Genomic DNA, 5024 nt, shown 5'->3' with positions numbered 1-5024 from the left:
GCCCCCCCGCCGCCCCGTGAGCACCTCGGCGAGCGCCTGGCCCAGCGACCGCAGCCTGCGGTCGTCGGGGATCGCCCCGGGCGGGCCCCAGATCAGCGGGCCGGCGGCGTGCGGAAGTGATGACATGGGCGCTCCAATGTCATAGGAGGAGAGGAACACTACAAAGAGTTTCCGGCCCGGCCCCCAGATACATCGGCCGCCAACTTTCCCGTGGATCGGCGCTGTTTGCGGCGATTGACGAACAAGATCACCACGAGTTGGAGCGGCTGGTAGCAGCACTGGACGCTATTACGGCTGAGGATCGCACCTGAATGAATGGGCGCGAATCCGGTTGGTCGTCCTTAATTACTGGTGTCATGTTTCGCCGGCGTCCGGATCCGGCTCCGGTTCTCTGCCGGGGGTCATGATGTTGAATCTGCGGATCAGGAAGCTGAACACCACGTAATAGACCACGCCATAAATCACCCCCAGCAGCAGGATGCCGGGCAGGTTGTGGGTGTTCGACTTGCTGGCGTTCAGCAGCATGTCCAGCAGCCCGGCCGAGAAGCCGAAGCCGAGCTGCCCGCCGATGAGCGTGGTCAGGGCCATGGCCAGGCCGGTGAGGACGGCGTGCACGGCCAGCAGGACGGGGGCGACGAAGATGAACGCGAACTCGATCGGCTCCGTGATGCCGGTGACAAAAGACGCCAGACCCGCCGAGAGCATGATGCCGCCGACGGCCGCCCTGCGGTGCTTGGGCGCCGCCCGCCACATCGCCAGCGCCGCCGCCGGGAGGGCGAACATCATGATGGGGAAGAAACCGGCCATGAACTGGCCCGAGTGCGGGGCGCCGCCGAAGTAGCAGTTCCAGTCGCCGCCGAGGACCCGGCCGCCGACCTCGCACTGCGGCACCACGTACCAGACGATCGAGTTGACGAAGTGGTGCAGGCCGAAGGGGATGAGCAGCCGGTTGATCAGGCCGTAGATGCCGGTGCCGAGCGGGCCGATCGTGGTCAGGGCCTCGCCCGCGTGCTCGATCCACTCGCCGAGCAGCGGCCACACCCAGCCGATGAGCACCCCGAGCAGCAGCGCCACGATCGAGGTGATGATCGGCACGAACCTGCGCCCGCCGAAGAACGCCAGCCACGACGGCAGCTTGATCCGGTGGAACCGCTGCCAGAGCATGGCCGCCACCAGGCCGATCATGATGCCGCCGAGCACCTTGGTGGGGTTCTGCATGCCGTAGTTGATGATCTCCTTGATGCCGCCCTCGGGCTCGGCCTGCCGGAGCATGACCGTGTCGCGGATGCCCGAGCCGAAGAACATCACCTTGGTGACCCGGTCGAAGACCAGGTAGCCGACCACGGCGGCCAGTGCGGTCGAGCCGTCGGACTTGCGCGCGAACCCGATCGCCACGCCCACCGCGAACAGCAGCGGCAGGTTCTCGAACAGCGCCGCCCCGGCCGCGGCCAGCACCTCGGCCACCTGGTTCATCCAGGCGAACCCGGACACGTCCGCCAGGCCGCCCGGCTCGGCGCCGTTGGAGCCCAGCATGTCGGGCTGGCCGAACCGGAGCAGCAGCGCCGCCGCCGGCAGGGCGGCGATGGGCAGCATGAGCGAGCGGCCCAGCCGCTGGAGCACACTCATCACGCGTGAGAACGGCGAGGGGCGGGCGGCGGTGGTCTCGTTCACCGGGCGTTCCTCCGGGTCGGGCCCTCAGCCCCGTCTGGCGGGCATTTCGAGAAGTGTCCGCAACTGGTAGCGGTCCGCGCGATAGGTGGACACGCCCAGCTCCGCGCAGACACCGCCGGAGAAGGATCTGCGCTGCAACAGTAGTACGGCTCCGCCCCGGGGGAGCTTCAGGAGGTCGGCGTCGCTCGGATCGGCGATGCCGCCGTCGATGGTCAGCTCGCCGGCGTCCATGACCAGCCCGTACTTGCGCTCCAGCAGGTTGTAGAGGGATTTGTCGGACAGATCCTGCTCGCCCAGGTCGGGGGCGAGCTTGACCGGGATGTGCGCGCGCTCGATCGACAGCGGCTCGCCGTCGGCGGTGCGCAGCCGCTCGATGAAGTGCACCTCCTCGCCCGGCTGGATGCCCAGCTCCTTGGCCAGGTGGGCGCTGGCCCGCACGATCCGCCTGTCGACGTCGCGCGAGCCGGGCACCATGCCGCGCGCCCGCATGTCGTCGCTGAACGAGGTGAGCTGCAGCGCCAGCTCGATCTTGGGCCGGGCCACGAACGTGCCCTTGCCGGGCACCCGGTGCAGGCGACCCTCGGAGACCAGGTGGTCGACGGCCTGCCGCACGGTCATCCTGGACAGGCCGAAGCGCTGGCAGAGCTCCCGTTCGGACGGGATGGCGGCGCCGATGCTCAGTTCGTCGCTGTCGATGAGGTCCAGCAGGATCTCGCGTAGCTGGAAGTACTTGGGCACCGGGCTGTCCGGATCGATGTGCGCCACGGATCCTCCCCTCGATCTGACCTGGGCGATGGGCTATGGTTCGTACTGGTCTAGTCCGGACTAGACCACATGCCAGGAAACAGGGTCAAGTCTGGCCGGTAACGATTTGAGGGATGATGACCACCAAGATGCACGGCGAGATCGCCGAGCAACCCGAGGCGCTGCGGGCCACACTCGACTCCCTTCTCCCCAGGGTGGGCGAGGTGAAGGCGCTGGGTGAGCGTACTCGCCAGCTGCTGTTCATCGCGCGTGGCACCTCCGACAACGCCGCAGTCTACGGCCGCTATCTGGTCGAGTCGCGCGCTGGGCGGCTGGCCGCGCTGGCCGCGCCGTCCGTGGCGACGACGTACAAGCGCAAGCTGGACCTCGACGGCGTGCTCGCCGTCGCCATCTCGCAGTCGGGGCGGACCGAGGAGATCGTCGAGACGCTGGCGTGGGCAAAGGACTGCGGCGCCGCCACGGTCGGCGTCACCAACGGCGGTGCGGACAGCCCGCTCGCGCAGGCGGCCGACCTGGCGCTGTGCACCGTGGCCGGCGAGGAGAAGGCCGTGCCGGCCACCAAGACCTACACCACGCAGCTCGCCGCGCTGGCCGTGCTCGCGCTCGGCCTGGGCGCCGACGTGGACGCCGACGACCTGCAGCGGGTTCCCGAGGCGGTGGAGAAGCTGATCGCCGAGCCCGGTGACATCGAGGCGGTCGTCGAGGGGCTGGCCGACAAGCCGGGGGCGGTGGTCTCGGCGCGCGGGCTGGCGTTCTCGACCGCGCTGGAGACGGCGCTCAAGCTCAAGGAGGCGTGCTACCTGCACGCCATGGGCCTGTCGTACGCGGACCTGCTGCACGGCCCCATCGCCGTGGTCGACGCCGACACCCCCGCGCTGCTGGTCGCGGCCGAGAACAGCCCGACGCTCCAGGGCACCGTGGCGCTGGCCGAGCGGGTCGTGGCCGCCGGGGCCGCGGCCTTCACCATCGGCGGCGGCCAGGCGCTGGCCCGCGCGGGCACGGCCGCGCTCAACGGGCCCGACCTGCCCGAGTGGGTCGCGCCGATGGGACTCATCGTTCCTGGGCAGTTGCTCACCGAGGCGCTGGCCCGGAGGCTTGGCATCGACCCCGACGCGCCGCGCGGGCTCAACAAGGTCACCCAGACCGACTGAGGCCCGGCGCGCCGCGCGGGCCCGATCGGACTGGCGTCTAGCCTGGTCACAGAGCTACGAGGAGGACGGATGGCGGCTGATGTCAACGCGATCATCGCGGGGCTCGGCGGTGCGGCAAACATCATCGACATCGAGCCCTGCATCACCCGGCTGCGGACGGAGGTGCACGACGTCTCCAAGGTGGACCAGGCGGCGCTCAAGGCGGCGGGCGTCCACGGCGTGATGGCCGCCGGCAACGTGGTGCAGGTCGTCGTCGGGCCGGAGGCCGACACGATCGCCAGCGACATCGAGGACATCATCGGCTAGAGGGCGAGACCATGAAGACTGTTCTCGCCCCGGTCGAGGGGGTGGCCGTGCCGCTGTCCAGCGTGCCCGACCCGGTGTTCTCGGCAGGCATGGTGGGGCCGGGAACGGCCATCGATCCGGCGCGGGAACCCGGGAAGGCAGTTGCCCCAATATCCGGAAAAATCATGAAACTGCATCCGCATGCGTACGTCATCGTGGGGGACGACGGGAGGGGCGTACTGGTGCATCTGGGCATCGACACCGTCCAGCTCAAGGGGAGGGGATTCCAGCTGCTCGCGGCCGAGGGCGACCGGGTGAGCGCGGGGCAGCCCGTGGTCGCCTGGGACCCGGCCGCGATCGAGGCGGGCGGACGTTCGCCGGTCTGCCCGGTGATCGCGCTGGACGCGGCGCAGGAGTCGGTGACGGGCGCCGTCGTCGGGGGCGTACATGCCGGGGACGAGCTTTTCCAGTGGGAATGAGACCCCGGTCCGGGTGGTCCGGACCGGGGCAGGAGGAGGAGTACATGTCCGAACGCAAGGTCACCGTGGGGGCCGAAGTGGGGCTGCACGCCCGCCCGGCGGCGACGTTCGTCCGGAGGGCGGCCGAGGCGCCGATGGACATCACCGTGTGCAGGGCCTCCGGGGGCACGACGGCCAACGGCAAGAGCATTCTGCAGATCATGGGGCTGGACGTGCGCCAGGGCGAGGACATCGTGATCAGGGCCGAGGGCGACGGCGCCGACGAGGTGCTCGACGAACTGGCGGCGATCGCCGGAGCGCCGTGAGCCTGACGGGGGCATCGTGAGCTTGCGGGGGGCGTGGTGAGCTTGCGGGGGACGCGGTGAGCCTGCGGGGAGTGGGGGTCAGTCCGGGCGTCGGGCTGGGGCCCGCGTACGTGCTGTCCGGCGGGGTTCCCGAACCCGCCGAGGACGCCGCCCACTCCGGTGACGCCGAGCGGGAGAAGGACCGCGCGGTGGCGGCGCTGCGGCAGGTGGCGGGCGAGCTGGAGGCCCGCGGCCGCCGGGCGGGCGGCGAGGCGAGGGAGATCCTCCGGGCCCAGGCGCTGATGGCGGAGGACCCGGGGCTGGTGGCGGGCGTCAAGGCGCTCATCGACGACGGCGTGGCGGGTCCGCGCGCGACCTTCGCCGCTTTC

At 70.3% G+C, this 5024-nt stretch carries 7 protein-coding genes; 5 read left to right on the top strand and 2 right to left on the bottom strand.

The genetic code is table 11. The features are described from left to right. Positions 1–354: 354 nt before the first annotated feature. The gene (locus KME77_RS09030; protein ID WP_308250623.1) at positions 355–1671 is read right to left on the bottom strand and encodes a PTS transporter subunit EIIC; all 1317 of its coding nucleotides are present in this window, start codon (positions 1669–1671) and stop codon (positions 355–357) included. A 24-nt stretch (positions 1672–1695) separates the two neighbouring features. Then, positions 1696–2436, bottom strand: a complete 741-nt coding sequence (locus tag KME77_RS09025; RefSeq protein ID WP_219463892.1) for a GntR family transcriptional regulator — start codon at positions 2434–2436, stop codon at positions 1696–1698. A 116-nt stretch (positions 2437–2552) separates the two neighbouring features. Between KME77_RS09025 and KME77_RS09020 the strand changes: the two genes are divergently transcribed. From KME77_RS09020 to KME77_RS09000, 5 genes are all read left to right on the top strand, one after another. Beyond that, the gene (locus KME77_RS09020; protein ID WP_372451157.1) at positions 2553–3587 is read left to right on the top strand and encodes an SIS domain-containing protein; all 1035 of its coding nucleotides are present in this window, start codon (positions 2553–2555) and stop codon (positions 3585–3587) included. 42 nt (positions 3588–3629) lie between these two features. Further along, the gene (locus KME77_RS09015) at positions 3630–3893 is read left to right on the top strand and encodes a PTS sugar transporter subunit IIB (protein WP_281424074.1); all 264 of its coding nucleotides are present in this window, start codon (positions 3630–3632) and stop codon (positions 3891–3893) included. Between the two features lie 11 nt (positions 3894–3904). After that, positions 3905–4351 carry a PTS sugar transporter subunit IIA gene (locus tag KME77_RS09010; protein WP_219463885.1) on the top strand — a complete coding sequence of 149 codons (447 nt, stop codon included), beginning with the start codon at positions 3905–3907 and terminating at the stop codon, positions 4349–4351. 44 nt (positions 4352–4395) lie between these two features. Next, entirely contained in the window at positions 4396–4656 is a 261-nt protein-coding gene (locus tag KME77_RS09005; protein ID WP_219463883.1) for an HPr family phosphocarrier protein, read from the top strand. 71 nt (positions 4657–4727) lie between these two features. Next, on the top strand, positions 4728–5024 hold a 297-nt coding region (locus KME77_RS09000; protein ID WP_308250622.1), incomplete at its 3' end, for a phosphoenolpyruvate-utilizing N-terminal domain-containing protein.

Origin of the sequence: Nonomuraea rhizosphaerae (assembly GCF_019396405.1) — a bacterium.
Lineage (GTDB): Bacteria > Actinomycetota > Actinomycetes > Streptosporangiales > Streptosporangiaceae > Nonomuraea > Nonomuraea rhizosphaerae.
Note: the sequence above shows the minus strand (reverse complement) of the source record. Positions and strands in the feature narration are given on the sequence as shown.